We start from the raw sequence: 26,134 nt of genomic DNA, 5'->3' as shown, positions 1-26,134 counted from the left end.
AAGGATTCATTTTGAAACTAAGTCTAAGCCTGCAACAGGACATTCAAGCACCTGAGCTGGTATTAAAGCGCGCCTATCTTAAAAAAGTGGTGGAAACCACTTTAAGGCATATAGACACCCAAAGTGACTGTGAAATTGGGATTGCCTGTGTTGATCATGCAGAAAGTCTCAAGCTTAATCTGGAATATCGCAAAAAAGACAAATCGACCAATGTCTTGTCTTTCCCGAGTGATTTACCCGATGAAATGGCACAAGTGTTGCCAAGCTTTCCAATTGGTGATCTGGTGATTTGTATTCCTGTGGTTTTACAGGAAGCAGCCGAACAAGCTAAAACACCTTTGGCACATTTCACTCACATGCTGGTACACGGCACGCTGCATCTCATGGGCTACGACCATGAAACCTCAGATGAGGATGCCGAAGAAATGGAAGCTTTAGAAATTGAGATTCTTGCCAAGTTGGGCTTAGAAAATCCATACGTGGAAAGAGATTAAATTTGAAGTTCTAGAACACTATAAAAATAGCGGGCTTCGGCTCGCTTTTTTATTGAAAACTGTCCTACTTCTAATTCCCTCGCGAAGAAGAACGTGAGTTAGAGCCTATGATTGCTGAATACTACAAGAACATTGCTGCACAAAGAAGAAATCAGATGTAGTTACTATATCTATGAAAGCCCCTCTCTCTAACTCCCTCCCAGTGGGAGGGAGAACAATCATGAGAGTCCCATGATTGCTAAATACTAGAAGAACATTGCAGAGATCAGATTTTTATTACTTCGTCCTCTGAAAGCCCTTCCTCTAATTCCCTCGTAGGAAGGAGAACGTGGGTAGAATCCTATGATTTTAACACTACACACAAAATTCTCTCTCCCTTCGGGAGAGAGTTAGAGAGAGGGAAAAACTAGCGCACCTCAAACTCAGCTTCGGCAGGGTCAAAGCGCCACGTCCGCACAATCCGTAATTCAGAAATATCTTTCATTTTCGCATCGAATGCACCAAAAGGTGCGGCCTTACGCACCGAAGCCTTCGCTGCTTCATCCAGCATGGCATGGCCTGAACTTTCAATTAAACGAATGGCACGAATCCCGCCATTGTTATTTAAAATCACCATCAAACGGACTTCGCCAGCCAAATTCTGTGCTTTGGCTTGTTCAGGATAATAACGGTTACCGTAAAATTCGACTTTTTGACGGAATTTTTCCATATAGCCCGCAGTGTTGTCTTGCTTGGCCTGAATTCCATCAATGGTTTTAATTTTTTGCTGACGGCTAAAGTTTTGTTGGCGTTGTAAATATTGTGCCTCAATACTTGCAACCATGGCCGCCTTGGCCTGAAACTGACTATTCAATTCCTGCATGGCTTTTTTACGCTGATTTTCTGCCGCCTGCTTTTGCCAGCTAAGCGTGGTCATCAACACTTTTTCTTCAAAGTTTAATTCACGCTGTTGCTGCATACGCTCTAAGCTTTCCAGCTGCTGTTCACCTGCACTTTGCTCAGTCATAGGTGCTGGCATGTCACTAGACATGCGATGTTCTTCTCGGAAAGTACCCGAACCTTGTTGATCGGCCTGTGCTAAAAAGTCTGCATCTTCAACTTTTGTATCACTCATACGTACCGATACCGCAATTTCTTTGACTGCGGCATCGCTTTGCTGTGGTGCAGCAAATTGCACAGCTAAAATCATCACGTGCAACACAGCAGCCACGAGTAACGCAGCAGCAAAAATAGGGTCTTTCCACCACTCTTGTGAAGTAGGCATCAATTGAATTTTTTTTAGCATCACATTAATCCGACAAAATGTCCGATTCCCCAAGCCGCTAAATGCGGTATAAATCTAAGAGCAAGTTACTTTGAACAGATTTTACTTTTTTCAAAACTGCCAAGTTCATCAAAAAGCTGACTGCCGAATCTTAAAATATTAAAAATGGTGCAATTTATTTTGCTAAACTGCAAGCTTCTGTGCCTGTATTTTTAATACAATTCGATAAAATATTTGTATCTGAAAAGAATCAATGAACGACCTGGACGCCGTATGCAAAGCCTGATCACCAATATCTCTCAACGTATCCGACAAGTGTACCAAAAAGCGGAAGGATTTATTGAGGATGAACGTGAATTTCCATTATCTCAAGTCTTCTTAAATGCGACTTTTCAGCGCTTTGTGACTGATAATGTGAAAATGTTGCAAGATCTGCATGCAGACTTACACGATGACTGGTTACGCCTGTACGCTACGCTGGACTATAACGGTTTAAACATTACCCTTTCGGTTGATTTAAAACTGGTACAGATGGAGCTGAATAAAAACACACAACTGATTGTGTTTGAACAAATCAGTGACACCCAAGTAATTGATGCCAGTTATCCAAGTGTTTTTCATAAAATTGCCGTGAAATGTGCCTTGTTCTACTATCAAAAAATACGCAATGACGACCCTTTGGGGATGATTTTAGAAAAACTTAAAGTCATTAAAGTCAAAGATGACTTACTGCATTTGGACTTAAACCGCTGGCTAGGCAAAAACCGCTCGATCATTGACACCTTAGGCAAAGTTCACGTGAATCACGCTGTATTACGTGAAGCCGAATTGGTACTGATGGGCAACGTCAATTTAACGGCATTGTTCCGTAAAATGTCTGAAGAAAGACTGGATGACCTGAGTGAAACCCTAGAAGATACACAAGTGACACCATTGAAACAAAAACAAAGCTAATGCCTGCCTTGCTCATCGTATCTACTAAATTTGGTTAAATTTTGGAAGAGAATACATACAGGAAAACTACATAAGCCGCATAATTTCCAATTTTCTCTTCATATTCAATGCGTATAATGGCAACAAGCAAGCAAATTGCATCTCCCTACATACAGAGGAAATATCTCAGCAATGGCAAATCATGTATTGAAAACAATGGGTATGGCAGCCGGTGTGTCCACAGCACTGTTCTTGGCTGGTTTCTCTAGCCAAGCATTTGCCATGAGTCCTTTCCAAGCTAGTTACCAGTTTAACTACAATGGTAAAAACTTGGGTTCTGCAACACGTACCTTAAGCAAAACAGGCAATCAGTGGAATTATGTATTTGCAGCCAAAGCAGGTGTGATTGCATCTGCCACTGAAACCAGCCGTTTTACTTTTAATGACGGTAAAATTGGCTCGTCTAGTTTTAGCCGCAGCAGTAAAATTTTGGTGCATAACAACACCATGAATATTAATTTTAATCCTGCTGCAAAAACCATTAACACCAAAAAAGACAGCGATGCACGCTCGTTTGCGTGGAAAGCAGGTGTGTTGGATGAACTCAATGCAGAATTGCAAATTCGTGAAGACTTAAAAAGTGGCGGTTTAAAGTCGAGCTACTATATTGCTGACAACAAAGAAGTTGAATCACGTCGCTTTATTAAACAAGGTTCAGAAAAAATCAAAACCAATTACGGTACGTTTGACACCATTAAAGTGGTTCTTAAACACAACAAACCTAACCGTGACACGATTTTCTGGCTTGCACCAAAACTTGACTACTTACCTGTAAAAGTCACCCACCAAGACAAAGACAAGTCTTATGGATTATTGCTAACAGGTTATAAAGGCCCAACCAACTAATTCTCAACATAGCTGCTGAGCAAACTCGGCAGCTATTCACCATTTGGTAAATTGTTCTTGCATTTTTTCAGGTGCTTTTTAAAATACGCTTTTGCTTTAAAAAGCACCTGCCCTTGAGGATTCTCCCGTGCATGCACTAGAACAGAAAATTTTAGCTGAAGGTATCGTTTTATCTGAGACGGTTCTCAAAGTCGATTCTTTCTTAAACCATCAAATTGACCCTGTGATGATGCAGCAAATTGGTCAAGAATTTGCGCGTTTATTTAAAGATGCAGGCATCACCAAAATTATTACCATTGAAGCATCAGGTATTGCACCTGCAGTCATGGCAGGTTTAGAACTGGGCGTTCCTGTAATTTTTGCACGTAAATATCAATCTTTAACTTTAAAAGATGATTTATACCGTTCTAAAGTGTTTTCATTTACCAAACAAACGGAAAGCACTATCGCCATTTCAAACAAACACATTCATGCTACCGACAAAGTGTTGGTCATTGATGACTTTTTAGCGAATGGTCAAGCAGCACTGGGGCTGGCAGATCTGATTCATCAAGCCCAAGCAGAAGTGGTCGGCATTGGAATTGTGATTGAAAAATCATTCCAGTCTGGTCGTGAATTACTCTTAGAAAAAGGCTACCGTGTCGAGTCATTGGCCCGTGTTAAATCCTTGGCAAATGGTACAGTTGAATTTGTACGTGATTAAGCCTTGCTCGCAGAAGCAATAAATCTAGTCATGACACAAAATTAAATCTCAAAAAGAGCGCTACGGCGCTCTTTTTTTAGCCCTATTATTTTGCAAACTTAAGCAACTCATTTACATATATTTTATTTACAAAATGACAGCGCTACGCCATGCTGAACCTCTTAAACAATAGTGTGTAAATCTCTTAAATATAAAGAAGGGAAAGATTACTCACTCTTTTGACATCCTGCTTGCAGTTATGCAAACAGCATCAGTACAAGGCATTTTACAGTCATGACACAAGACAATCCGTTGATGGAACACAGTATCGTCTGTCCAAAGTGTGGCTCAACCCAAGTTGAAAAACGCGACCATGAACAAAGCTTACAAAAAATTGGTGGAGTCTTATTAGGCTCGGCAGGAACAGCGGCTGGAACCGTCGGCGGTGCTGCCTCTGGTGCATCAATTGGTGCTGCAATTGGTACTGTGGCAGGGCCTCTTGGGGTGATTATGGGTGGTACCATTGGCACTTTTGTAGGTGCAATTAGTGTTGGAATCACTGGCGGCTTTTTAGGGCATCGCTTTGGTAAAAAAGCAGGTGTAATTGTCGACCAAAATATCTTTCTTGATTTTCATTGTCTGAAATGCAAACACCGTTTTAAAGAACAAATCAAACCAAACCAATCTTAAACACACCAAACGTAGATTTTCATATAAAAAAGTGCTGTATAAAACAGCACTTTTATCACATCTTTTTATTATTTTACTTGTACATTTTCGGCTGCAATTACTGGCTTTTGAGCTGCTAAATATTGAACTTCTGCAGGTTGTTTTTGGGCTGGTTGTTCTTGGGGGAAGTTCAGACTGTGTACAATCTCAGTTGCAGCTACACTCGACCACGAACAGCCTAAACTCAATACAGCTAAACCAATTAACACTAACTTATTCATTTCCACTTTTCCTCAATCTCTCATTTTTACAGCAATCCATTGTGCTTAATACATATACCTGCACAAAAAATGCTGCGTGAACCGTGACAGAAAATTCTGCTTTTAAAGTGGCTATTAAATGTGAAAAGTGAAAGACTGAATATCACTAAAAATAGTGATTTTACGTGAAAAGTAATTTGTTTTTTTTGCATAAATAAAAATACTCAAATTACCGCAGCCAATGAAGCTCAAATACAATCAAGGTGTAAAACATTCTATTCGTTTTACACCTGAGTTAATGATTCAGAAAATTACATTCCTTGTAACTTTTTCACCATTTCGCCTAAACGTTGCCCTTGTGCTTCACACAAGATTTTTTCATCCTGACTCAAAGCCTGATCGTGGCGTGGGCCACTCACATGAGTTGCCCCATACGGTGTACCGCCTGTCTTGGTGTTGGATAACGCAGGATGTGCATTGTGCAAGCCCATGATCATCATGCCATGGTGAAAAAGTGGCGGTAACATAGTCAGTAAAGTGCTTTCCTGTCCGCCATGCATCGAACCTGAAGAGGTAAACACACAGGCAGGTTTATTATGTAACGCACCATTCAGCCACAGACTGGTGGTTTGATCCCAAAAGTATTTCATTTCTGATGCCATATTGCCAAAGCGTGTTGGCGAACCTAAGGCTAAACCTGAACAATTGGCCAGATCATCCAAAGTACAGTAAATATCGCCTTCTGCTGGAATACTTGGCTCAGCTTGTTGTACAACAGTTGAAATATTGGGTACGGTTCTAATTTTAACAGGCATGCCACTGGCCTCTACTCCATTGGCAATTAAATGTGCCATTTCCTTAGTAGAACCATATTTACTAAAGTACAAAACCAGGATATATGCTTGCATCATGCGAATAAATCAGACTAAAAATGAAAACTATACGGTATTTTGCTGCTTTTTTGGTTAAGCTTAAACATGAAAACACATAAAGATGATTAAAAATTGAGACAGCGACTGTATGATTGTTGAGTATTTAAAGAAACTGCCCTTCTATGACAAAAAATGGTTTCAATTTGTCTTATTTGTGCTGCGTCGCTTTGAAGCCGACCGCTGCCGTGAACAAGCAGGTTCTTTAACCTACACCACCCTGTTTGCGGTTGTGCCGATGCTGACCGTTTTTTTAGTGATCATCTCTTCCATTAAGGCACTTGAACCTGCACGCCAACAATTACAACAGCTGATTTACAGTAACTTTTTACCTAAAACCACCATCGCATTCGACAAAGCCTTAAGTGCTTTTACTGATAAATCTAGCAACCTCACGATTATCGGGATTCTGTTTTTATTCATTACCACAGTGATGATGCTGACCAGTATTGAAACCGTGTTTAATCGCATTTGGCGTGTCAAAGAAACCCGTGGTGGCATTATGGGTTTTATGCGTTATTGGACCATTATTTCTTTAGGACCTATTTTGCTGGGCAGTGCCTTTGTTATTTCATCCACTTTGGCATCTATGAATGTACTCAGTAATAACTTTGCAGGTTATGAGCTCAACGGTGCGTTTATTTTATGGCTGATTTCATTCGCACTGACTGTTTTAGGCTTTTTTATTCTAAACTGGACGATTCCCAACCGTAGTGTGCCTGTAAAAGCCGCCCTAATTGCAGGTGTTTTTAGCGCAGTGGTGTTTGAATTATTAAAAAACCTGTTTGGTTTTATTATGTCCAACTTCACCAGCTATGAGCTGATTTATGGTGCATTTGCGGCTGTGCCTATTTTCTTACTGTGGATTTTTCTGTCTTGGAACATCGTACTCTTAGGTGTCGAAATTAGTTATGCCCTGACCGCATTTGAAGCCAGTCGAGAAAAAAAATGCCATCCCCTACTTATGCTTTTAGACTTGCTGGAATTGTTCTATAAAAAGCAAATGCGTGGCGAGAGTGTGAGCGAGGCAGAAGCACTGGATGTTTTAGGCCGCAATGAAATTGGACGCTGGCCATCTTATGTATTGATGTTGGAACAACAAAATTTAATTAAGCGCACTGAAAATGATGAATTCGTGTTGGTGCGTAATTTGTCTCAGGTGGATTTTTGGAGTTTTTATTCAAAATTACCTTACTCTTTACCACGCCGTCAGGAGTTAGCCAATGTGTATCCTGATGATGAATGGATGCAAAAACTAGGGCCTATTTTAATTGAATCTGACGACTACTTAGCTGCCAAACTTTCCATTCCGTTATCTAAAATTTTTGAAGCGAAATAACGGCTAATCTAGATCATTTCAATTTTTAGCAAAAACCATTTTCAAGTTTAGGTATGCAATTCACTAAATCGCTTGAAGATGGTTTTTGCTTGATTGCAGATAAAGTCTGCCAAACCACAACCCAACCGAATTCAAACCGAGCAGCACAGCTTATTTGCTTTGCTTTACCTGAGTTTTATTTTTAAACCAACCTTGTGCATTGACCATCAACACGCCCAACATGACCAAAATTGCCCCGACGATAAAACTTTGACTCAGACTTTCATTCAATAACCAAACACCAAACAACACCCCGAATAAAGGGGTTAAAAATGAAAATACGCCTAAGCTAGAGGCTAAATATTGCTTCAACAACCAAAACCAAGCCAAATAGCTAATAAATGAAATCAACACAGCATGAAAAACCAAACTTGCCCATGCAATAGCAGTCCAATGAATGTCTGCTTGCCCGAGTGCATACGCCATAGGCAATAAAATCAGAAAGCCACCTACCAATTGATAAAACAGGGTTTGCGTTGCAGGTGCTTCAGACAAACGGCTTAAACGTACAGCTATCGTGGTGGCTGCCCAAAGCATACCTGCACTTAAGGCCAGTAAATCACCAAAAAGCATTTGGCTGAAGTCTTGCTGTTGAGATTCAGCACGCCACAAAAACGTAACCGCAATCCCGACAAAAGCCAAAATAATTCCGCTCCACTGCAAAGGAGATAACTGCTCTGCAGGTAGTTTCCAATGTAAGCCTAAAGCCACAAAAATAGGTGCGGTATATAGTAAAACCACCACGTGCGAGGCAGAGGTATATTGAATAGCTTGCCCTAGCATAAAAAATTCTGCGGCAAACAACACCCCGACCAATATGCCGGGATACACATATTGCGCTGCAAGCAATTGCGTATTTCTTGCCATCCACAACAAAGGCAACACCATGATGGCAGATAAACCTGAGCGTAATGCCAATTGCATTAATGGAGAAATATCAGGTGCGGCCAGCTTCAGCACCACTTGTTGTAAACCCCAAAAGACGCACAAAATAAGCATCATACTACTGGCTTTTGCATCCAGTGCTTGGCGTGAACTCATGGCTGAACCTGATTTAAACAAAAAATAGACTTTCAAATAAGCGGCGAACTCAACCCAAATAGCTTGGTTGATTAAATACGCTTGAGTAGGTGAAATATTTTGGCATTATGCGTGAGTTCGCATAAAAAAAGCGACCTTAAAAGATCGCTAATTTTAAATAAGATATGGGCTTAATCGTCTGTTGCAAAAGCAATATCACTGAGTCCGGCTTCACTCGCACGTGACATCACTTGCGCTACAGTATCATAACGCGCTTCTTTGTCGGCTCTTAACACCACCGTTGGTTGCTGAGCTTGCTGACTGGCGCTGTTAAAGCGGGTTTGCAACTCATCTAAGCTAATAATTTGATCATCCCACGCCACTTCACCATTGGCATTGATACTGACCTGAATTTGCTCAGGTGGTAAATCGACAATCTCTGCAGTCGTTTGCGGCAAGGTTAATGGTATAGATGGGTTGGCAACGGTCGCTGTCACCAAAAAGATGATCATCAATACCAACATAATGTCGATCAGGGGAATGAGGTTCATCTCATTCATGCCTGAGTCGTTGTCTTCACCCAATTGAAAAGCCATTAAACCTGACCTCCCACCAAACTTTGTTGTGTTGCTTTCACTTCTGTTTTTTGCACAGATGAATCTTGCTGCAACATGGTATCAATCAACAAGCTGTGTGCATGATCTTGCAGATTGTTCGATAAGGTACGGTTCACGCGTGAGCAAATGTTGTAGGCAATCACTGCTGGAATTGCGACTGCCAAACCAAAGCCTGTCATAATTAAAGCTTCACCCACTGGGGTTGCGACTTGTGCCAGTCCTGCCTGCCCACTTTTACCTACGGCAACCAGTGCATGGAAAATTCCCCAAACCGTACCGAATAAACCGACAAACGGTGCAAGTGAGGCAATTGTACCCAATACCGACACCCCTTTTTCTGCCGATGCTTTTTCTACAGAAATTTGACGCAATAGGGCCTGTTCTGCAACCGCTTTGCGCTGTTCAAAACTTAGTGGCGCCAGTTTTGCCTTAAGCTGATTTAAAGCCTGAGACAGTTGAGCATAAGCTTGTTGCTTCAATTGGCGCGTGCCCATCAAACGTAATGCGAAGATGGTCCATGTCGCAATCGACATCGCCAATAACACGAAATACAGTGTTTTGCTGACTGCATCTGCATGTTGCCAATAGACGGAAAAGTTCATACTCGAACTCCTGTTAAGGTTAGCCGTTAGGGTTCAATGTCAATTCAAAAGGCTGCTCAGCACGAATTGGATAAGCAACGCCATTTTCTTTGTACGGTTTGAATTTTGCACTACGCACAGCGCGTAAAATCTTTTGATCTAAAGCAGGTAAACCACTGGAACGGGTGATTTGTGCATGGGTAATTGCGCCTTTTTCATTGGCCTCAATGAGAACTACCACTGTTCGGGTTTCACCTTGTAAATCGCGGTTACTATAAGTTGGTTTTGGTGAGCGACTCCATTGCACCCCTGACCCACCAATTGAAACTGTTTTAGGTGCGGCTGGCACGACAGGTGCGGGTGCAACAGGCGCAGGAGTTGGTTTAGGTGCGGCTTGTACCACCTTAGTTTCAGTCACTGTCGCTACAGGTGCAGGTTTCACAACACGCTCGACAGGTTTTTCTACGGGTTTTGCCACAGGCTTAGGCGCTTCCGCTTTTTTCACCTGCTGTACTTTTTCCACTTTTTTAGGTGGCGGTGGTAACGGTTTTTCTACCACTGGCACTTCTTTCACTGGCTGCGGTTTTGGTTTTTCTGGTTGCGGCTCAGCTTTAGGTTGTGGCGGCAAAGGTTTTGGAGGTTCTTGAATTTTTACAAAGCGGACTTTTAAAGGTTCTTTTTCTATTGGCTTTAAGCTTGGGGTTGGCATCTGCCCCAATGCCCACAACACGCCCACGTGTCCCAATGCAACCACGGCTAAAGCTGTTACAACTTTCTTTTTCATGGTGTGGGATGTATGCGTCATAGCGTTGGGAGATTGGTTCATTAAAGTCAGCGACCTTGAAAAGCAATTGCCAAACCATCACAGCTTATACGATCAAACTGATCGGTTAGCACAATTAAAGTAACGCAATAATAAATGAGAAGTGTTTTCATTTGCAACTATTTTTTAATAACACATGTGAACAATCACACATTATGCTTATTAATACACAATTAAAATAAATGTTATAACATTACAATTATAGTATAAAAAAACATGCCTAGACGGCATGTTTTTTGTTCAATCTTGAGATGGCTTTACACCCTATTGAAATACAACAGTTTTGTTGCCATCTACAATAATACGGTCTTCTAAATGCCATTTGACTGCACGAGCCAGTACATTACGTTCAACGTCCTGCCCCAATTCGCGCAACTGATCTACCGTAAAGTCATGGTTTACACGCTCTACATCTTGCTCAATAATCGGGCCTTGGTCTAGGTCTGCAGTCACGTAGTGTGCCGTTGCACCAATCAACTTCACGCCTTTTTCATAGGCTTGTTTGTACGGGTTTGCTCCCACAAAGGCCGGCAAGAAAGAGTGGTGAATATTGATCACTTTCATTTCCCACTTAGACACAAACTCTTCATCCAGAATTTGCATATAACGCGCCAATACCAGCAAATCATTGCCTTGCATCAATTCATCAATTTGAGCATAAGCTTCACGTTTATTTTCTTTATTTACAGGTACCACTTCAAATGGGATACCAAAATTTTCTACCGCTTCACGCAATGTGTCATGGTTCGACACTACTTTGGTAATTTCACACGGTAAACCGCCACGTGAATGACGCCATAACAACTCAAGCAAAGCATGATCGACTTTAGACACCAAAATGCCGACTTTTTTCACATCGCTGACTAAGGCCAAACGCCACTGCATGTCATAGCGTTCTGCCACGTTAGATGCAAACGTTTGCAATAAGCTTTCTTTACGGCTTTGCAAATGATCCAGCTCAAACTCAACCCGCATGAAATAACGCCCGCCCTGTGCTTCTGTTGCGTATTGATCAAGCGCAGTAATGTTAGCTCCCTGATGATACAAAAAGCTTGATACAGCCTGCACAATACCCGGTTTATCTTCACAGGTAATCAGTAAACGTGCAGTATTCGCAGTCGTCATATTCATGTTGTTTTAAGTCACTACTTGGTTAAATTGAAAAACAAGCCGAGTATTCTAACGCGTTTCTCAGACATTCTAAATAGCCATTCACAGCCGCTTAGTCGGCTTGGGTATTTTTACTGGATGATAAACTTGCAAACAGTTCAGATGAACCCAATGTTTCCAATAATCGCTCATAAGTCGCACGGCTTTCACCACGTAAATATGCCCCCTCAAGGAACAACATTTGACGCAAAGCCTGCCATACCCATTTTTCTTCTAAATGATTGGAATCGGTAATGTGACCCGACATATATAAGAAGTTGGTCCAGTTGGTCAGCACAATCCAGATATTAATAATTAAGGCTTCAATTTCCGACTCGGTCATTTGCATGAGTCCTGCATCCACAAAGGCCTGATAAATTTTCTGCCCCTGCTGCATGACCTGCCCTGCAAAACGCGGATACATTTTGCGGAAATCTTCATTGGTTTCGACCAAGTGATAGACATCACGATGCAAAAAACGATAGGCCCATAACTGACTACTGAGTACCTGAAAATAACGAATTTTATCGTTGGCATCCAACCCACGGCTTTCAGGTAAGGCCAACATTTCTAAAGTTTCCTGCTGGTATTGCTCCATCAACTCTTTAATAATTTCGTTCTTATTGCGGAAATGGTAATACAAATTCCCTGGGCTCATGCCCAATTCAGCCGCAATATGATTGGTTGTAACTGAACGCTCACCACGCTCGTTAAACAATTGCAAACTCAATTGCAAAATACGTTCTTTGGTTTTCAACGTTTTGGTTTGTGACATCCTAAAAACAACCATTCTTTAAAATTTGGGGGAGCGAAAACATAAAGTCACTTGACTGTTTAGAGTAAATACTCTAAAAACTAACTTATATTGCTTTTATTGAATGGTAACATGCCATGAACAGTCAAACAAAAACAACTTCAATGACCCCTCATTCACCCGATTTACAACGTCTGGATGATATTTTGGCATTGCAGAAATATGCGTATCAACGTAATCCTGTCCCAAGTGCCAAAGAACGCATTGAGCGTTTAGCTCGCTTAAAACGTGTCATTGTGAAATATCAAGACCAATTTGCTGAAGCGATTAATCGTGACTATGGCAACCGTGCCATTGCAGAAACTAAAATTGGCGAGCTGCTGACTTGTTTAGAACATATCAAATACTACAGTAAAAACCTAAGCAATTGGATGAAACCGTCTAAACGTCAAGTCGGAATCATTCACCAACCTGCAAAAGCATGGGTACAGTATCAGCCTTTAGGGGTGATTGGCATTATTGCACCATGGAATTATCCATTATTACTGTCTTTAGGCCCACTCATTTGTGCTTTGGCTGCAGGTAACAATGCCATGATCAAAATTTCCAGTGCCTCGACCCATTTTGGTCGGGTATTGGAAAATGCCTTGAGTGAAGCGTTCCCACAAGAACTGGTGGCAGTGATTAATGGCGGTGGTAATCTTTCTGACGCCTTCAGCCATTTACCTTTTGACAAAATGATTTTCACAGGCTCTACCGAAGTCGGTAAAACGGTAATGGCTGCAGCATCCAAAAACTTAGTTCCTGTCATTTTAGAACTTGGTGGAAAATCACCTGTTTTGGTTCACCCTTCTAGCGACATGGCCGATGTTGCTCAACGTCTTGCCGTAGGTAAACTTTGGAACGCAGGTCAAACCTGCGTTGCGCCTGACTATATGTTCCTGCCTAAAGGTAAAACTGCCGAATTTATGGAACATTTTGAACGCTATGTGACGGAAATGTATCCACACATTCGTGACAATCAGGACTATACCGCCATTATTAATGACAAACAGTACCGCCGTTTGCAAGGTTATTTGGAAGATGCCCGTGAACGCGGTGCCAATATTATTGAAATTAATCCGCAAAGTGAAAATGTCGCTGCAACCCGCAAAATGGCGCCTACCGTACTGACCAATGTCAGCCCAGACATGCAAATTATGCAAAACGAAATCTTCGGGCCAGTGCTACCTATCTTAGAATATGATCAAATTGATGATGTAATCGAGTTTATTAATAGCCGACCGCGTCCTCTTGCTTTATACTATTTCGACTTTGATCAGGCGCGTGCCGACTATGTCGCACAGCGAACCCATTCAGGGCATTTCGGAATCAATACTGTATTGACCCACGTTGCACAAGATGACCTACCGTTTGGCGGTGTTGGCGCATCAGGGATGGGGAAATATCACGGTCCTGAAGGTTTTTTCAGCTTATCACATGAACGGTCGGTAATGTCTAATCCGAAGCTATATAGCTTGAAGTTCATTCTTCCCCCATTTGATAAGCCGATTCATCGATTGATTTCGAAGACGCTGCTTCGCTAACTGATCAAGGCATGAGCTATCAAACTAGCTCATGCTGTTTTTGAAGAAAATCGCTTGTCTTTTAAGCGTATTTTTGATATAAAACGCCCCTTGAATGAATTCATCCGTTTATTTTTGACTGGCCATACAGATTTGCTGTTGGCTAAATCAATGGAGTTACACCATGTCTAAGGTTTGCCAAGTTACCGGCAAGCGTCCAGTCGTTGGTAACAACGTCTCACACGCCAACAACAAAACTAAGCGCCGGTTCGAGCCGAACCTGCACAACCACCGTTTCTGGTTAGAAAGCGAAAAACGTTTCGTACGTCTTCGTTTAACCACTAAAGGTATGCGTATTATCGACAAATTGGGCATTGAAAAGGTTGTTGCTGACCTACGTGCTCAAGGTCAAAAGATCTAAGTAAGGAGTCAAGACAATGCGTGATAAGATTCGCTTAGTGTCTACAGCGGGTACTGGTTATTTCTACACCACTACTAAAAACAAACGTACTATGCCGGAAAAAATGGAAATCAAAAAATTTGATCCAAAAATCCGTCAACACGTGATTTTCAAAGAAGCTAAAATCAAATAATTTTGGCTTTTTAAAAAAACGACCTGAATTAGGTCGTTTTTTTTGCACTTTTTTTGCCCCACTTGTTAAAATTTCCTCGCATTTTTCTTTTGGCACTGTTTGTGCTTGTCTTCACATAAGGTTAACCATGGCTTCAGGAGTTTCTCGTGCCGCATGATGTAGAACTCATTATCTTACTTGCCGTTGGTTTTGGCTTGGCGCTGGTATTTGGTTATATCGCTGCTCGTTTACGCCTGCCGCCGCTCATGGGCTATTTAATTGCTGGGGTGATCATTAGCCCCAACACCCCCGGAATTGTTGCCGACATCCATTTAGCCAACCAACTGGCAGAACTTGGGGTAATGTTCCTCATGTTTGGCGTGGGCATGCACTTTTCCCTGAACGATCTCATGCAAGTCCGACGTATTGCCCTGCCTGGTGCAATACTACAAATTGCAGTGGCGACCTTATTGGGTGTGGGTGTGTCGATGATGTGGGGTTGGAGTTTTGGCTCTGCGCTCATCTTTGGCTTAAGCCTGTCCTGTGCCAGTACCGTTGTTTTGCTCAAAGCCTTAGGAGATCGCGGCTTACTTGACTCCGTTAACGGTAAAATTGCTGTGGGTTGGTTATTGGTTGAAGACTTAGTGATGGTCTTGGCCTTGGTACTGCTTCCCGCAACAGCCGTATTACTGGGTGGACAAGCCATTGAAGGTGCAAATGATGAAAATATCTGGCTAACTTTGGGGCTAACCTTACTTAAGGTCTCAGGCTTCATTGCCTTTATGCTCATTGTGGGCAAACGCCTTGTGCCCTTTATCATGCAAATTGTGGCGCGGTTGGGCTCTCGGGAACTGTTTACCCTAACTGTAGTTGCAGCAGCGGTATCAATTGCCTTTGGTGCCTATAAAGTCTTTGGCGTATCGATGGCGCTCGGTGCATTCTTTGCAGGTATGGTGGTGAAAGAGTCTGACTTTAGCCATCGTGCCGAAGAAGAAACTCTTCCACTACGTGAAATTTTCTCAATCCTGTTCTTTGTAGCCGTGGGCATGCTGTTTGACCCACGTATTTTAATTGAAGAACCGATACACGTACTGGCTGTGGTTGCCATTATTATGGTGGGTAAAACCATTGCAGCAATGGCGTTGGTGCTGTTCTTCCGCTACCCACTCAACACGGCCTTAACTGTAGGTGCAAGCTTAGCGCAAATTGGTGAGTTCTCCTTCATTTTGGCAACCTTAGGCGTATCGCTACAACTGTTGTCGCTGGAAGGCCAAAACCTGATTCTGGCAGGAGCACTCATTTCTATTACACTCAACTCTTTTGTTTTCTCTGCAATTGAACCCGTGCAAAACTGGATTCGGGAACGCTCTTACTTGGCACGTTTACTGGAACGTAGCAGCGACCCATTAGCGATGCTACCCGATGAAGTCTCACAGGACTATTTACGTGATCAGGTCGTGATTGTTGGACATGGTGAAGTCGGACGTCGTATTACCCAAAACCTCATGGCTGAAAATATTAAGGTCGTGATTGCCGAAGAAAACCGTGAAATTGTAGAAGATTTGCGTGCCAAAGGCATTGCTGCGGTCAGCGGAGTTGCGACAGAAGCAGGTGTGCTGATTCAGGCGCATATCCAGCATGCAAGACTGTTGGTGCTTTCGCCTATGGATATTCTGGACATTCATAAAATTGTGGATATTGCCAAAACCCTCAACCCTGAAATTCAGGTCTTGGTTTGTGCAGAAAGCAAAGCTGAAGCCGAAGTGATTCGTAAGGACAACATTGGTGAGGTGTATTTCGCCAAAGAAGAAATGGCGAAAAATATGAGTAATTATATTTTAAATCAAATTGAAATTGCGCATCATCAACCACCAACGCATTAAGCCAAGTTTGGACTTATGGCGATCTAAGCCAGATATAAAACAAACAAAAAGCGCACTTTAAACAGTGCGCTTTTTATATGAACGATTGCTTTCTCTGCTGATCTAGCAAGTTCACTAAAGCATACAGATCAACTCATAAATTTTGGCTGCTCATCCACAATTTCTGCATGCCACTCATTGACCTGTTTTTCCAACAAGCCAAATAATGCCGCCTGAATCATGTGCTGGGCAACAACAGCAGTCTGATCACCCAATAAGGCTTTGACTTCGTCATTGAACTGGATTTTCACTAACGGCTCTTTCTCTGAGCCTGCATTACGCAATGCCAACTCACCGCCTTCAAGCTGCACCAGCTCCAAAATAGCTTCCTGATTACCAAATAATTCTTTCAATTGCTCTATAGACATATATCCTCCATGCTCGACATGGCGGCAAAGGCGCTTGCACTTTGCATCGTTCAGAATATTTATATCGGGCTGATCAAAAATTTTTCAAGGGCTATTGGTCAGCTTAAAACTCCACCATCTCATTGCGAAAACTATCAATCAATTGGGTCAAATCTCGATGCCATTCGCGTAAAATTTTGGTGTCTGGCAACCATGCTTGCGGCGTTTGCGTGACTTTAATAATTAAATTAGATGATGTTTCATCTTCAGGTTCAGGCGCACTCGGTTCTGGTGTGTACTGACACAAGCGATACGCTCGCTTTAACTCTGCAATAAAGCCCGATTTACTCAGTTGCTGTAAAAGAGCCACTTCAGGGGAAATCTGCCCTTTTGCGGCCATTAATTCTTCAATCGATTTAAGGGTCGGATTGCTGTCATTCAGGCGATAATAGCGTACCAATTCCTGCAAAAAAGCCAGTACTGCACCATGCAAATGAAATACCGCAGCTTCACGATGCGCCTGTGCTTGCTGAACGTGTTCGGTTTGTTCTGCCTGTTGGCACGAAAGGCGTGCGAAATATAATTTCTGATTGGTACGATCTGCATGAAAACGAGCAACACGAGACATGAGCCTTTCCTCAATTTAGCGGTCTAAGAGCTTTAGATTAAACCGATTTTTACACGATTCCCAATAAAAAATAGACTGTTTTTATACAACCTAAAATGCGCACCAATACAATGCATACATCAGAATTTACATTAAAAAATACGCATAAAAAAGGAGCATTTTTTGCTCCCTTTGAACTATTTTGAGGCAGGCTTATCTTCCGCCGCTTTGACTCGAATACCATGGCCATGCAGACGCAATGTGTTCAAGCCTTTAATGGCTTTCACAGCTTCACGTGCATGCGGCATTTCTACAAATGCAAATCCTTTCGATTTTCCTGTTGCCGCATCCAGCACCAACGTACAAGATTCGACTGTGCCGTATTCCTGAAAAAGTTTTAATAATTCTTCTTCAGTAACCGTACGCTCTAAACTACGAACTAAAATTTTCATCTTACAACCTTAAAATAGGCAAAAAACATCAAAAAGCACTCGCCTACTCTACTTTTTGCAGGAAACCATGTGACATAGTTTAATCGAGATCAATGCCAAAATCTAAATTAATCGCTTGACGTTCCACCAAGGCGCTTTTAACTGTTTGCTGGCGGGTACGGTGATGAGTTTCCATGCTACACAATTGACGGGTCAAATCATTCAAAAAATAACTGTCTAGCTTGCGCCCCTGTTCGTCTACCGTGTCTCGCGCCCACAAATTCAGATTTTGTTTGGTTAAAATCAGTTCATTTTGGGCACGGGTCAAGGCCACATACAACACGCGACGTTCTTCTTCAATATCATCAAAACTGCCCTGCGCCCGTGCGTGTGGGTACTGCCCCGGTGTCACATTGGCCACATAGCACACTTTTTGCTCTGTACCCTTGGCAGAGTGAATCGTAATCAAAGTGACCACATCGGTATCAGACTGACGTTCAATTTCTGAAATAGATACAGGATCGAGTACATACTCTTCTAAAAATTCACTTAACTGCGCATGCTTAGCCGCCAATTGTTGCACCAACTGAAAATCGCCCTGACGACGATTCCAGTCTTTTTTATAATTTTCTGCCAATTGTTCCTGAATAGCTTCAATCCCCAAACCGACACAAGCAGCAACTTCATGCCGTAAAACGTCCATCTGCTTCATAATCAGTAAAGTTTTTTCAGGCAATTTTCCAAACTTTTCCAACTTTTCAATAATTTTATCCATGCTCGGTTCAAGCAATAGTTGTTGGGCCAACTTACTTGCACCGACATCACCCACGCCATTCCATAAGGTCAGAAAACGCATCCATGCAATATCATCTAGAGGATTGGCAATGACCCGCAATAAACTGAGCAAGTCTTTCACATGCGCGGTTTCCAATAACTTCATGCCACCAATAAAACGATACGGCACACTTGCCGCAATACATGCTGCTTCAATATGCCGTGCGGCAAAACTGGAGCGTACCAACACCATGTGATCTGACCACGGTGCACCTTCCAAGAAATGTCGCTCTTTAATATCAATGGCGATCCATTTGGCTTCATCAAACTCATTTGGGAAAATATGTATTTTCGGCTTGATGCCATCACCACGATACGCCTGCAATCGTTTGTTATAGCGAATTTCACTTTGCTCCAGCAACCAGTTAGACAGGTCTAATATTTCCTGTGTGGAGCGATAATTTTGTTCCAGTTTAAAAATTTGAGCATTCGGCACACGTTCAGTGAAATGATGAATATTTTCAAAATCCGCACCACGGAAACCATAAATCGACTGCGCATCATCACCCACGCAAAACAGGTTGACCCGATCTTTTAAGGGTTCAAGCAACGCCCATTGCAAAGGATTGGTGTCCTGCATTTCATCGACCAGCAAGTGCTGACAAATGGATGCGACATAATCGACCAGACCTTCAGATTGTGCCAATGCCGATGCCACCACAGCCAAAATATCGTCATAATCTAAAAAACCTCGCGCACGTTTACGGCTTTCATATTCCTGCATGATCTCGGCAATTTGGTCTTTCATTGCCAAATATTCTGGCTGTTGTTTTTCTAATGCCACACTCAATTTTTGGCGAGTATTTCGTGCAAAAGAATATAAGTCACATAATTCTTGAGGCTTAGGCAACTGACTTGGGTTTTTCTTATCATCTTTGCCGCGAATTAAACGGAACATCATTAACTGATCATCACGATCAATAATTGAAAACTGCTCTAAGCCAAATGCTTTGGGGATACGGCGCAGCAAATACATACAAAAAGTATGGAAAGTCGAAGCACGTAAGCCCTTGGCTTGCTCACCCAGTGCTAACTCAACCCGCGCCACAATTTCACTGGCTGCACGACGGGTAAAGGTTAAAATTTGAATCTGATTAGCAGGAATACCCTGATCAATTAAATACGCTGCACGTGCCACAATGGTTTTGGTTTTGCCACAGCCTGCCCCTGCCAAAACCAGACTATGTTGATGTGCTGTGGTGGCTGCTTGTTTTTGTTGGGGGTTCAATTCATCAATTAGGCTGGCTAAACTCATAGTGACTCATCGTGCTAGGTGGATGAATAGTTTAACAGATCGGTTTGAGAATAAGCCCACGAATATCAATAGCACATTTCATACACTCAGCATACTTTTGCACAGGCTGTATCGTGAGTTGTGGATAAGTACAGGTTTATCCTCAGGCTTATTTCCAGCCCAGTTCAATAGCGGTAATTTCGTTGATGCGTGTTTGCTCCAACGACTCAGGCATTTTGCTTTTACTTTGTGAAAGCGGGATATAACCTGCCATCAACTCGGCTTGGTGCTGTGGATATAAAGGCTGTTGATTCGGTGCTGCATAGCCAATCGGATAAATTGGCTGACCTGTAGCCAAGTCATATTTGTCTGTTGCACCAAAGGCATGTAGTAATTCATGCACCATCACCATGGTATTGCGCTGGCTGTGCGCATTGGAGGCAAATAAATTTACCGAGCCAATTTTGCCTTTTTGCAGTGCGGTAGAGTGTTTTAAAATTTGGGTTTGGCTTGGATCATAATAATTCAGATACAGCGTTACAGTTGCAGCACCATCACTCCCCTGTCTTTGCTGCCAAGCATAAAAACGAAACTTTAAACTCCAGAGCACGGTACTGAGTAAAGAGGCATCCGTTGGGACTTTAGGCGGCATCTGTTTAAGTTCACGGCCTAACTTAAAATACAATGCAACTGGTTGCCCGCGATACTGCTGTGATGCTTGTTTAAGATAGTCTTGTGCTGTGTTTAAATTGGCAATATTTAAGGTATTGATATAATTTTGTGTGTTTGTCCGTCCATCGGCATTAATGGGGTGTAATAATACGATGATCGGCTTAGTCCAGTCTTGATTCTGATCACGCCATGCATTAACTGCAACAACCAGTAAAACCAACAATAAGCATAAAATTCGGATTTTTTTCCACATGAGTTACAGCAACACTAAGACATCAGTTTGCCGACTTTAACACGACTAGCATCACCGGAAAATTCCAACCAACCACTATGTATTGAAAGTATAGCTGCTTGTGTGTTTTCAAAACCCTGATTTTGAATATTAAAGTAGGGATCATTTTGCTCAATATGCTGAATAATCTCTGAAACTTTAGCCCACCCCGCCTGATCAGCAAGCTGTTGAATTGTTTTTTGGACAAGCTTGACGAAAGTACTAAAGCTACGCTTTCTTAGGTACATTTGACTCCCCTGTAATTTGGTTTCAAATAGACCTAAGGCTTTAATTAAACCAGAGAGCTTATCGTAACCATAATTTCGGGTATCAAAATCAGGTTTAACCGAGCTGATATAAGTACCAATCGCACCTAAATAAGCCCAACCACTGTCATCGGCATTTTCTTTAACCGCTTTATAAATCAGATTTAAAGTATATTTATCAATACTCTGTGCAATATCTGCAACTTTATTATTTTTTTCTTTCTGATCAGGCTCTTCTGTAGCCGTAGCTTTTTCCGCTTCAGAAACCAAGTTCTCTACATAAATAAATTTATCGCAAGCTTTGCGAAAAGCTTCAGGTGTATTACTACGTCCAAAACCATAAACGATTAGACCACTTTCACGAATCCTAGATGCCAAAGGAGTAAAATCACTGTCACTAGATACAATACAAAAGCCATCTAAAGCCCCGCTATACAACAAGTCCATTGCATCGATAATTAAAATCATATCGGTGGCATCTTTGCTTTTGGTATAAGCAAATTGTTGCACAGGGGTAATGGCGTGCGGTAAAAGTACATCACGCCAATTTTTCAGACTTTCGCTACTCCAGTCACCATACACGCGCTTCACACTGGCGATGCCATATTTCGCCACTTCTTCCAACACAGACTCAATCGAATTGACTGAGGAATTATCTGCATCAATTAAGATGGCGAATTTTTTTGGCTTCAATTCCATAACAGACCGTGCTAAGCCTCAACCCATTTACCATCTTGGTAAAGCAGTGACCATTTGGTTTGTTTGCCTTCAGGCGTTTCTGAACCAATATATTGCGCTTGGTTCTTACGGCTAAATTTCACCAAAGTTGGATTACCTTCTGGGTCTGCATCGGGTGCTTGCAAAATAAACTGATATTTTGGATCAAGCTGTTCTGCCACCGTACGTAACTCTGCCACTTTCGGGGCACGGGTTTCTCGCACTTTCGGGAACTTGCTAGCTGCCAAGAATAAACCTGCTGCACCATCACGCAGTACAAAAAAGTCATCGTGTTTGGTCGAGCGCAAATGCTCCATTTTAATTGGATCAACACGCGGTGGCGCTGGCTGACCATTCTTGAGCACTTTACGTGTGTTTTCACAACTGGTGCAGGCAAAGTAAGGGCCAAAGCGACCTGTTTTCAGCTGCATTTCGCCATCACACTTGTCGCACGGAATGGTTGGACCATCATAGCCCTTAATTTTGAACTCGCCTTCTTCAAGCTCAAAACCTGAACAGTCTGGGTTATTCCCACAAATGTGCAGCTTACGACCGCCATCAATTACGTAGCTGTCCATGGCTGTTTCACAAATTGGACAGCGCTTTTTAGACATTAAATCTGCAGTTTCAGCGGCATCATCATCGGATAAGGCTGCAAGTGATTCTACAGGTGTTAGGTTCAGCGTTCCCTTACAACGCTCTTTCGGTGGCAAGTTATAGCCTGAGCAGCCTAAGAATACGCCTGTTGTACCTGTACGAATCTGCATTGGGCGTGAACATTCTTTACAATGTACTGCATCGACCTCTACAGGCAAGTTACGGCGCATGCCCTGTTCACCCTGTGCATTGGTCAAACGCTGTTTGAAATCACCATAAAAACTGTTCAGCAAATCTTTCCAGTTACGCTCACCATCTGCAACTTTATCTAGCTGACCTTCAAGGTCTGCAGTAAAGTCATAGTTCATCAAGTTATTAAAGCTTTCATCCAAACGGTCGGTGACAATCTCACCCATTTTTTCTGCAAATAAGCGACGATTTTCTAGTTTCACATAACCACGGTCTTGAATGGTTGAGATAATTGCAGCATAGGTCGATGGACGCCCAATACCTTTTTTCTCAAGCTCTTTGACCAAAGACGCTTCGGTAAAACGTGCAGGCGGTTTGGTAAAGTGTTGCGATGGATCAAGCTTCTCTAATTTAAGAATTTCACCCACTTTAACGGCTGGCAACAGCACATCATCATCCGATTTGTTTTGGCCGCGCACTTTGGTAAAACCATCAAAAACCAGTGTACGGCCTTTGGCTTTTAACTCTACGCCATTGGCATCAACCAAAATGGTTGATGATAAATATTCTGCAGGTGTCATTTGACAGGCAACGAACTGACGCCAAATTAAGTCATACAAACGCTGTGCATCACGCTCTACCCCCACCAAACTGTCACCTTTCAGCGCAACATTAGATGGACGAATTGCTTCGTGCGCTTCTTGTGCGCCTGCTTTATTGCCATAACGGTTAGGTTTTGCAGGTAAATATTTTTGACCAAACTCGGATTCAATATGTGTGCGTACCATATTTACGGCATCATCACTCAAGAACGTCGAGTCCGTACGCATATAGGTAATAAAACCTGCTTCATACAGACGCTGTGCCAACATCATGGTTTTCTTGACTGAAAAACCAAGACGAGTACTGGCTGCTTGTTGTAGCGTTGAGGTGATATACGGTGCACTCGGATTAACTTTGGTCGGTTTATCTTCACGTGCAGATACGGTGTATTGCGCATCTTTAATCAAGTTCAGTAAAGCATCAGTTTCGGCTTTGTTGCGTAACTTGAGGGTTTTACCCGCTTGCTTCACCGCTTCTAGACGAATGTCATCTTTTGCAGATTTGGTATCTGCAAACACTTGCCAGTATTCTTCAGGGACGAAAGCACGAATTTCACGCTCACGCTCTACCACTAATTTAACCGCAACCGACTGTACACGCCCTGCCGATAAACCACGGGCAATTTTTTCCCATAACAGCGGAGAAATCATAAAGCCAACCACACGGTCTAAGAAACGACGCGCTTGTTGTGCATTGACTTTATTGGTATCTAAACGCGCAGGGTGCTTAAACGCTTCCTGAATGGCATTTTTGGTAATTTCGTTAAACACCACACGCTGATAACGAGAGTCATCGCCACCAATGACTTCTTTTAAATGCCATGCAATGGCTTCCCCTTCACGGTCCAAGTCCGTTGCGAGATAGACTTCATCGACCTGCGATGCCAGTTTTTTTAATTCCGCAACGACATTTTCCTTGCCTGGTAGCACTTCATAATGTGCTTTCCAGTCATGTTCAGGGTCGACGCCCATACGGTTGACTAATGCTGATTGAGCTTTTTCAGCTTTCTGAGCCTCGGTCAGCTTGGTTCGGGTGGTGGTTTTCTTTTCTGTGGTTTTAGCACCGCCACTGGTTGGTAAATCACGCACGTGACCTACCGAAGACTTCACAATGTAGTCCGAACCAAGATATTTATTGATTGTTTTCGCTTTTGCAGGCGACTCCACAATCACTAAGGCACGTTTGTGACCAGCTTCAGATTTGGCTGCTGTGCTTTTGGATGTGGACCGAGGAGCGTTCGCCATAAGTAACCGTATTTCCTATTTAATGGTTTAAAAATTAATGTTCTGCCAAGCCATGTAAAAAGGCTTTCATTTCATCTAACTGAGTAGCACGAAGGTCGGCTTCTTCATCCCAATAGATTCCTACACAGTTTGCCTGCATATCAATAGCATAAATGCCCTTTAATGCAATGGGTAAGCCCTGAAATTTCTCATCGCCATGCAGCACATTAAGCTTTTGATCTGTCACTAAAGCACGCATCAATGGTAAACGAGCATCGGCGATTAAGACGCTATAATACGCCACCATACTGGCACGTGATTCCGTTGCTTTCGGGATTTTGGTCCAGTCGGGTGCAACCACCAAACGTGGGTGTAGTCCCATTTTTCGGGCTTTCTCACGCATTAGTCCCAAAGCTTTTTCTCTTGGGCTTACACGCAGACCAAAAATAGAGCCCATCACAAATACAATGACGGCAACGGCAACCCAAATTCCAGTATTTTCCATAGTACAACCTTTCTATTCTTATATTAGAGTTGCATAAGCACAATATAAAACGCAAGTACCGACGACTAAAATCATAGGCTTTATCCGAAGCTTATGCTCTTTATGACAAAACTTCGGTATTAGGCTGCCCCATTAAATTTGCCTGAATTATTATTGTATTCAAACAAGTTTTGTCTAGACTAGCCCAAGCCTCAATCAAGGAATCGTTATATGTTAGTTTGGTACTCTCTTGTTTAACAATATTTTGCTTTATTAAAATATTGGTAAAATCTTGAGCCGATTGCTGAGTGTTTAACTTTAATACAGATTGAATCGAATTCAGTAAACTATTTAATTTTGCAGGTTTATTATTTCTAATTTTACTTAGATAATCACAATACTGTTTCACTCTTTGTAAATGCGGCTTAATCTGAATTTCATCAACTGATGGTAAAGCTTTACTTAAAGCCTGTACCTCACCTTTTTTTCTAATTTTAAGAGCTTCTTTCATCCTAGATAGCTCATAACTTACAGTCTGATCTTTAATCTGAATTAATTGATAATCTTTTAACTGCTCAATAATTTTTCTAGTATTGCTTGTATATCCTTTTAACCAAGACTTTAAAGCATTGTTTAATGAATTAAATTGTTTTGGTTGATTTTTTAAGAGTAATTGAATTGCAAACAGTAAAGGTTTCATCTCATCAGAGCTTAAATCAATTTCCTGATTTATTAATTTAAACTCTTTACTAGGTGAAGATGAGATATCCTTTTTTAACTGTTGAGACTTAAAACCCATTACTGTCAATAAATCAACAATATATTCAATTTTCTTATCATTCGACATAACATCAAATTCAATATTTGATTTATCCATTTGAATAGACAACTGACCAGCTAAGAAAGCCAACCCAAAGTCTGCAGCATCTGGTCCTATCTTAGGCATTTTAATAAGAACAAGCTTTTTCTTAGTCACAAAATCAGAAAGCATCTGCAAACCGTCCAAGCTTAAATTTATAGGTGATTTTGCATACACCAAATACACATATTGATATTGAGCTAAGTATTTCAAAAGCTCTTTTTCAGTTTTTTGAATATTTTCGATGTCTACTAATAATATTTTTTTCATATACCCTCAGTC

Annotated in this window: 28 protein-coding genes; 10 read left to right on the top strand and 18 right to left on the bottom strand. The window is 41.9% G+C overall.

From position 1 onward, the window contains the following. Window positions 1-11: 11 nt before the first annotated feature. Window positions 12-494, top strand: a complete 483-nt coding sequence (gene ybeY / locus HHA43_RS00965) for an rRNA maturation RNase YbeY (RefSeq protein ID WP_168418536.1) — start codon at window positions 12-14, stop codon at window positions 492-494. 406 nt (window positions 495-900) lie between these two features. On the opposite strand, the gene HHA43_RS00960 is transcribed toward ybeY, so the two are convergent. Continuing rightward, complete coding sequence (locus HHA43_RS00960) at window positions 901-1,758, bottom strand: energy transducer TonB (RefSeq protein WP_171525687.1); 858 nt, start codon at window positions 1,756-1,758, stop codon at window positions 901-903. Window positions 1,759-2,031: 273 nt separating this feature from the next. Here HHA43_RS00960 and HHA43_RS00955 point away from each other — a divergent pair, with 273 nt between their 5' ends. The 4 genes from HHA43_RS00955 to HHA43_RS00940 all read left to right on the top strand — a co-directional run bounded on the left by HHA43_RS00955 (window position 2,032) and on the right by HHA43_RS00940 (window position 4,969). Then, entirely contained in the window at window positions 2,032-2,712 is a 681-nt protein-coding gene (locus tag HHA43_RS00955; RefSeq protein WP_168526024.1) for a hypothetical protein, read from the top strand. Window positions 2,713-2,883: 171 nt separating this feature from the next. Further along, window positions 2,884-3,597, top strand: coding sequence for a DUF3108 domain-containing protein (locus HHA43_RS00950; RefSeq protein ID WP_168418533.1), 714 nt, complete (start codon window positions 2,884-2,886; stop codon window positions 3,595-3,597). 127 nt (window positions 3,598-3,724) lie between these two features. Further along, window positions 3,725-4,300 carry a xanthine phosphoribosyltransferase gene (locus tag HHA43_RS00945; protein WP_168418532.1) on the top strand — a complete coding sequence of 192 codons (576 nt, stop codon included), beginning with the start codon at window positions 3,725-3,727 and terminating at the stop codon, window positions 4,298-4,300. 273 nt (window positions 4,301-4,573) lie between these two features. Then, the gene (locus HHA43_RS00940; protein WP_168541444.1) at window positions 4,574-4,969 is read left to right on the top strand and encodes a hypothetical protein; all 396 of its coding nucleotides are present in this window, start codon (window positions 4,574-4,576) and stop codon (window positions 4,967-4,969) included. A 68-nt stretch (window positions 4,970-5,037) separates the two neighbouring features. Here the strand turns inward: HHA43_RS00940 and HHA43_RS00935 are convergent, their stop codons facing one another. Continuing rightward, window positions 5,038-5,229: a hypothetical protein gene (locus HHA43_RS00935; protein ID WP_168418530.1), complete on the bottom strand. Its 192-nt coding sequence runs from the start codon at window positions 5,227-5,229 to the stop codon at window positions 5,038-5,040. 290 nt (window positions 5,230-5,519) lie between these two features. Continuing rightward, the gene (wrbA, locus tag HHA43_RS00930; RefSeq protein ID WP_168418546.1) at window positions 5,520-6,116 is read right to left on the bottom strand and encodes an NAD(P)H:quinone oxidoreductase; all 597 of its coding nucleotides are present in this window, start codon (window positions 6,114-6,116) and stop codon (window positions 5,520-5,522) included. A gap of 112 nt (window positions 6,117-6,228) precedes the next feature. On the opposite strand from wrbA, the gene HHA43_RS00925 reads away from it, so the two are divergent. Then, window positions 6,229-7,476: a YihY family inner membrane protein gene (locus tag HHA43_RS00925; RefSeq protein ID WP_168418529.1), complete on the top strand. Its 1,248-nt coding sequence runs from the start codon at window positions 6,229-6,231 to the stop codon at window positions 7,474-7,476. Window positions 7,477-7,626: 150 nt separating this feature from the next. Here the strand turns inward: HHA43_RS00925 and HHA43_RS00920 are convergent, their stop codons facing one another. The 6 genes from HHA43_RS00920 to HHA43_RS00895 form a co-directional block, all read right to left on the bottom strand. Then, window positions 7,627-8,556, bottom strand: a complete 930-nt coding sequence (locus HHA43_RS00920) for a DMT family transporter (protein ID WP_168541442.1) — start codon at window positions 8,554-8,556, stop codon at window positions 7,627-7,629. A 170-nt stretch (window positions 8,557-8,726) separates the two neighbouring features. Next, window positions 8,727-9,131, bottom strand: a complete 405-nt coding sequence (locus tag HHA43_RS00915) for an ExbD/TolR family protein (protein ID WP_168418527.1) — start codon at window positions 9,129-9,131, stop codon at window positions 8,727-8,729. After that, window positions 9,131-9,754, bottom strand: a complete 624-nt coding sequence (locus HHA43_RS00910; protein WP_004976156.1) for a MotA/TolQ/ExbB proton channel family protein — start codon at window positions 9,752-9,754, stop codon at window positions 9,131-9,133. Before HHA43_RS00910 ends, HHA43_RS00915 begins: the two co-directional genes overlap by 1 nt. A gap of 19 nt (window positions 9,755-9,773) precedes the next feature. Beyond that, on the bottom strand, window positions 9,774-10,559 hold the full coding sequence (locus HHA43_RS00905) for an energy transducer TonB (protein WP_168418526.1): 786 nt from the start codon (window positions 10,557-10,559) through the stop codon (window positions 9,774-9,776). Window positions 10,560-10,820: 261 nt separating this feature from the next. Beyond that, a complete protein-coding gene (gene purU, locus HHA43_RS00900) occupies window positions 10,821-11,687 on the bottom strand; it encodes a formyltetrahydrofolate deformylase (protein ID WP_168418525.1) in 867 nt (288 codons plus the stop codon). Between the two features lie 91 nt (window positions 11,688-11,778). Beyond that, window positions 11,779-12,480, bottom strand: a complete 702-nt coding sequence (locus HHA43_RS00895) for a TetR/AcrR family transcriptional regulator (protein ID WP_168418524.1) — start codon at window positions 12,478-12,480, stop codon at window positions 11,779-11,781. Between the two features lie 116 nt (window positions 12,481-12,596). On the opposite strand from HHA43_RS00895, the gene HHA43_RS00890 reads away from it, so the two are divergent. From HHA43_RS00890 to HHA43_RS00875, 4 genes are all read left to right on the top strand, one after another. Next, window positions 12,597-14,045 (top strand): coniferyl aldehyde dehydrogenase, encoded by a 1,449-nt coding sequence (locus HHA43_RS00890; RefSeq protein ID WP_168461078.1) that lies wholly within the window; start codon window positions 12,597-12,599, stop codon window positions 14,043-14,045. Between the two features lie 163 nt (window positions 14,046-14,208). After that, entirely contained in the window at window positions 14,209-14,445 is a 237-nt protein-coding gene (rpmB, locus tag HHA43_RS00885) for a 50S ribosomal protein L28 (protein ID WP_004976147.1), read from the top strand. Window positions 14,446-14,461: 16 nt separating this feature from the next. Beyond that, window positions 14,462-14,617, top strand: a complete 156-nt coding sequence (gene rpmG, locus HHA43_RS00880; RefSeq protein WP_003654787.1) for a 50S ribosomal protein L33 — start codon at window positions 14,462-14,464, stop codon at window positions 14,615-14,617. Window positions 14,618-14,763: 146 nt separating this feature from the next. Then, entirely contained in the window at window positions 14,764-16,479 is a 1,716-nt protein-coding gene (locus tag HHA43_RS00875) for a cation:proton antiporter (RefSeq protein WP_168418522.1), read from the top strand. Window positions 16,480-16,607: 128 nt separating this feature from the next. On the opposite strand, the gene HHA43_RS00870 is transcribed toward HHA43_RS00875, so the two are convergent. The 9 genes from HHA43_RS00870 to HHA43_RS00830 all read right to left on the bottom strand — a co-directional run bounded on the left by HHA43_RS00870 (window position 16,608) and on the right by HHA43_RS00830 (window position 26,122). After that, window positions 16,608-16,886, bottom strand: a complete 279-nt coding sequence (locus HHA43_RS00870) for a hypothetical protein (RefSeq protein ID WP_004976142.1) — start codon at window positions 16,884-16,886, stop codon at window positions 16,608-16,610. A gap of 103 nt (window positions 16,887-16,989) precedes the next feature. After that, complete coding sequence (locus tag HHA43_RS00865) at window positions 16,990-17,493, bottom strand: DUF6586 family protein (protein ID WP_168541440.1); 504 nt, start codon at window positions 17,491-17,493, stop codon at window positions 16,990-16,992. 176 nt (window positions 17,494-17,669) lie between these two features. After that, a complete protein-coding gene (locus tag HHA43_RS00860) occupies window positions 17,670-17,924 on the bottom strand; it encodes an RNA recognition motif domain-containing protein (protein ID WP_168541438.1) in 255 nt (84 codons plus the stop codon). A gap of 79 nt (window positions 17,925-18,003) precedes the next feature. After that, a complete protein-coding gene (locus tag HHA43_RS00855; RefSeq protein ID WP_168541436.1) occupies window positions 18,004-19,992 on the bottom strand; it encodes an ATP-dependent helicase in 1,989 nt (662 codons plus the stop codon). Window positions 19,993-20,140: 148 nt separating this feature from the next. Further along, window positions 20,141-20,896, bottom strand: coding sequence for a hypothetical protein (locus HHA43_RS00850; RefSeq protein ID WP_168541434.1), 756 nt, complete (start codon window positions 20,894-20,896; stop codon window positions 20,141-20,143). A 14-nt stretch (window positions 20,897-20,910) separates the two neighbouring features. Further along, the gene (locus HHA43_RS00845) at window positions 20,911-21,879 is read right to left on the bottom strand and encodes an NYN domain-containing protein (RefSeq protein ID WP_168541432.1); all 969 of its coding nucleotides are present in this window, start codon (window positions 21,877-21,879) and stop codon (window positions 20,911-20,913) included. An 11-nt stretch (window positions 21,880-21,890) separates the two neighbouring features. Further along, the gene (topA, locus tag HHA43_RS00840) at window positions 21,891-24,530 is read right to left on the bottom strand and encodes a type I DNA topoisomerase (RefSeq protein WP_168541430.1); all 2,640 of its coding nucleotides are present in this window, start codon (window positions 24,528-24,530) and stop codon (window positions 21,891-21,893) included. Window positions 24,531-24,564: 34 nt separating this feature from the next. Then, complete coding sequence (locus HHA43_RS00835) at window positions 24,565-25,014, bottom strand: ammonium transporter (protein WP_168418517.1); 450 nt, start codon at window positions 25,012-25,014, stop codon at window positions 24,565-24,567. 100 nt (window positions 25,015-25,114) lie between these two features. After that, on the bottom strand, window positions 25,115-26,122 hold the full coding sequence (locus HHA43_RS00830) for a PIN domain-containing protein (RefSeq protein ID WP_168418516.1): 1,008 nt from the start codon (window positions 26,120-26,122) through the stop codon (window positions 25,115-25,117). Between the last annotated feature and the right edge of the window lie 12 nt (window positions 26,123-26,134).

Origin of the sequence: Acinetobacter sp. A2, from assembly GCF_012371325.1 — a bacterium.
Lineage (GTDB): Bacteria > Pseudomonadota > Gammaproteobacteria > Pseudomonadales > Moraxellaceae > Acinetobacter.
This window is presented reverse-complemented; position numbering and strand designations above follow the sequence as displayed.

Excerpts from the sequence above, each read along its gene's own strand:
- HHA43_RS00955 (WP_168526024.1), top strand. The coding sequence starts at position 2,032 with ATGCAAAGCCTGATCACCAATATCTCTCAACGTATCCGACAAGTGTAC.
- HHA43_RS00865 (WP_168541440.1), bottom strand. The coding sequence starts at position 17,493 with ATGTCTCGTGTTGCTCGTTTTCATGCAGATCGTACCAATCAGAAATTA.
- HHA43_RS00890 (WP_168461078.1), top strand. The coding sequence starts at position 12,597 with ATGAACAGTCAAACAAAAACAACTTCAATGACCCCTCATTCACCCGAT.
- wrbA (WP_168418546.1), bottom strand. The coding sequence starts at position 6,116 with ATGCAAGCATATATCCTGGTTTTGTACTTTAGTAAATATGGTTCTACT.
- HHA43_RS00910 (WP_004976156.1), bottom strand. The coding sequence starts at position 9,754 with ATGAACTTTTCCGTCTATTGGCAACATGCAGATGCAGTCAGCAAAACA.
- HHA43_RS00960 (WP_171525687.1), bottom strand. The coding sequence starts at position 1,758 with ATGCCTACTTCACAAGAGTGGTGGAAAGACCCTATTTTTGCTGCTGCG.
- HHA43_RS00920 (WP_168541442.1), bottom strand. The coding sequence starts at position 8,556 with ATGAGTTCACGCCAAGCACTGGATGCAAAAGCCAGTAGTATGATGCTT.
- HHA43_RS00925 (WP_168418529.1), top strand. The coding sequence starts at position 6,229 with ATGATTGTTGAGTATTTAAAGAAACTGCCCTTCTATGACAAAAAATGG.
- HHA43_RS00845 (WP_168541432.1), bottom strand. The coding sequence starts at position 21,879 with ATGGAATTGAAGCCAAAAAAATTCGCCATCTTAATTGATGCAGATAAT.
- HHA43_RS00870 (WP_004976142.1), bottom strand. The coding sequence starts at position 16,886 with ATGTCTATAGAGCAATTGAAAGAATTATTTGGTAATCAGGAAGCTATT.
- HHA43_RS00850 (WP_168541434.1), bottom strand. The coding sequence starts at position 20,896 with ATGTGGAAAAAAATCCGAATTTTATGCTTATTGTTGGTTTTACTGGTT.
- HHA43_RS00940 (WP_168541444.1), top strand. The coding sequence starts at position 4,574 with ATGACACAAGACAATCCGTTGATGGAACACAGTATCGTCTGTCCAAAG.
- HHA43_RS00905 (WP_168418526.1), bottom strand. The coding sequence starts at position 10,559 with ATGAACCAATCTCCCAACGCTATGACGCATACATCCCACACCATGAAA.
- rpmB (WP_004976147.1), top strand. The coding sequence starts at position 14,209 with ATGTCTAAGGTTTGCCAAGTTACCGGCAAGCGTCCAGTCGTTGGTAAC.
- HHA43_RS00835 (WP_168418517.1), bottom strand. The coding sequence starts at position 25,014 with ATGGAAAATACTGGAATTTGGGTTGCCGTTGCCGTCATTGTATTTGTG.
- HHA43_RS00950 (WP_168418533.1), top strand. The coding sequence starts at position 2,884 with ATGGCAAATCATGTATTGAAAACAATGGGTATGGCAGCCGGTGTGTCC.
- HHA43_RS00915 (WP_168418527.1), bottom strand. The coding sequence starts at position 9,131 with ATGGCTTTTCAATTGGGTGAAGACAACGACTCAGGCATGAATGAGATG.
- purU (WP_168418525.1), bottom strand. The coding sequence starts at position 11,687 with ATGAATATGACGACTGCGAATACTGCACGTTTACTGATTACCTGTGAA.
- topA (WP_168541430.1), bottom strand. The coding sequence starts at position 24,530 with ATGGCGAACGCTCCTCGGTCCACATCCAAAAGCACAGCAGCCAAATCT.
- HHA43_RS00860 (WP_168541438.1), bottom strand. The coding sequence starts at position 17,924 with ATGAAAATTTTAGTTCGTAGTTTAGAGCGTACGGTTACTGAAGAAGAA.
- HHA43_RS00935 (WP_168418530.1), bottom strand. The coding sequence starts at position 5,229 with ATGAATAAGTTAGTGTTAATTGGTTTAGCTGTATTGAGTTTAGGCTGT.
- HHA43_RS00895 (WP_168418524.1), bottom strand. The coding sequence starts at position 12,480 with ATGTCACAAACCAAAACGTTGAAAACCAAAGAACGTATTTTGCAATTG.
- rpmG (WP_003654787.1), top strand. The coding sequence starts at position 14,462 with ATGCGTGATAAGATTCGCTTAGTGTCTACAGCGGGTACTGGTTATTTC.
- HHA43_RS00830 (WP_168418516.1), bottom strand. The coding sequence starts at position 26,122 with ATGAAAAAAATATTATTAGTAGACATCGAAAATATTCAAAAAACTGAA.
- HHA43_RS00855 (WP_168541436.1), bottom strand. The coding sequence starts at position 19,992 with ATGAGTTTAGCCAGCCTAATTGATGAATTGAACCCCCAACAAAAACAA.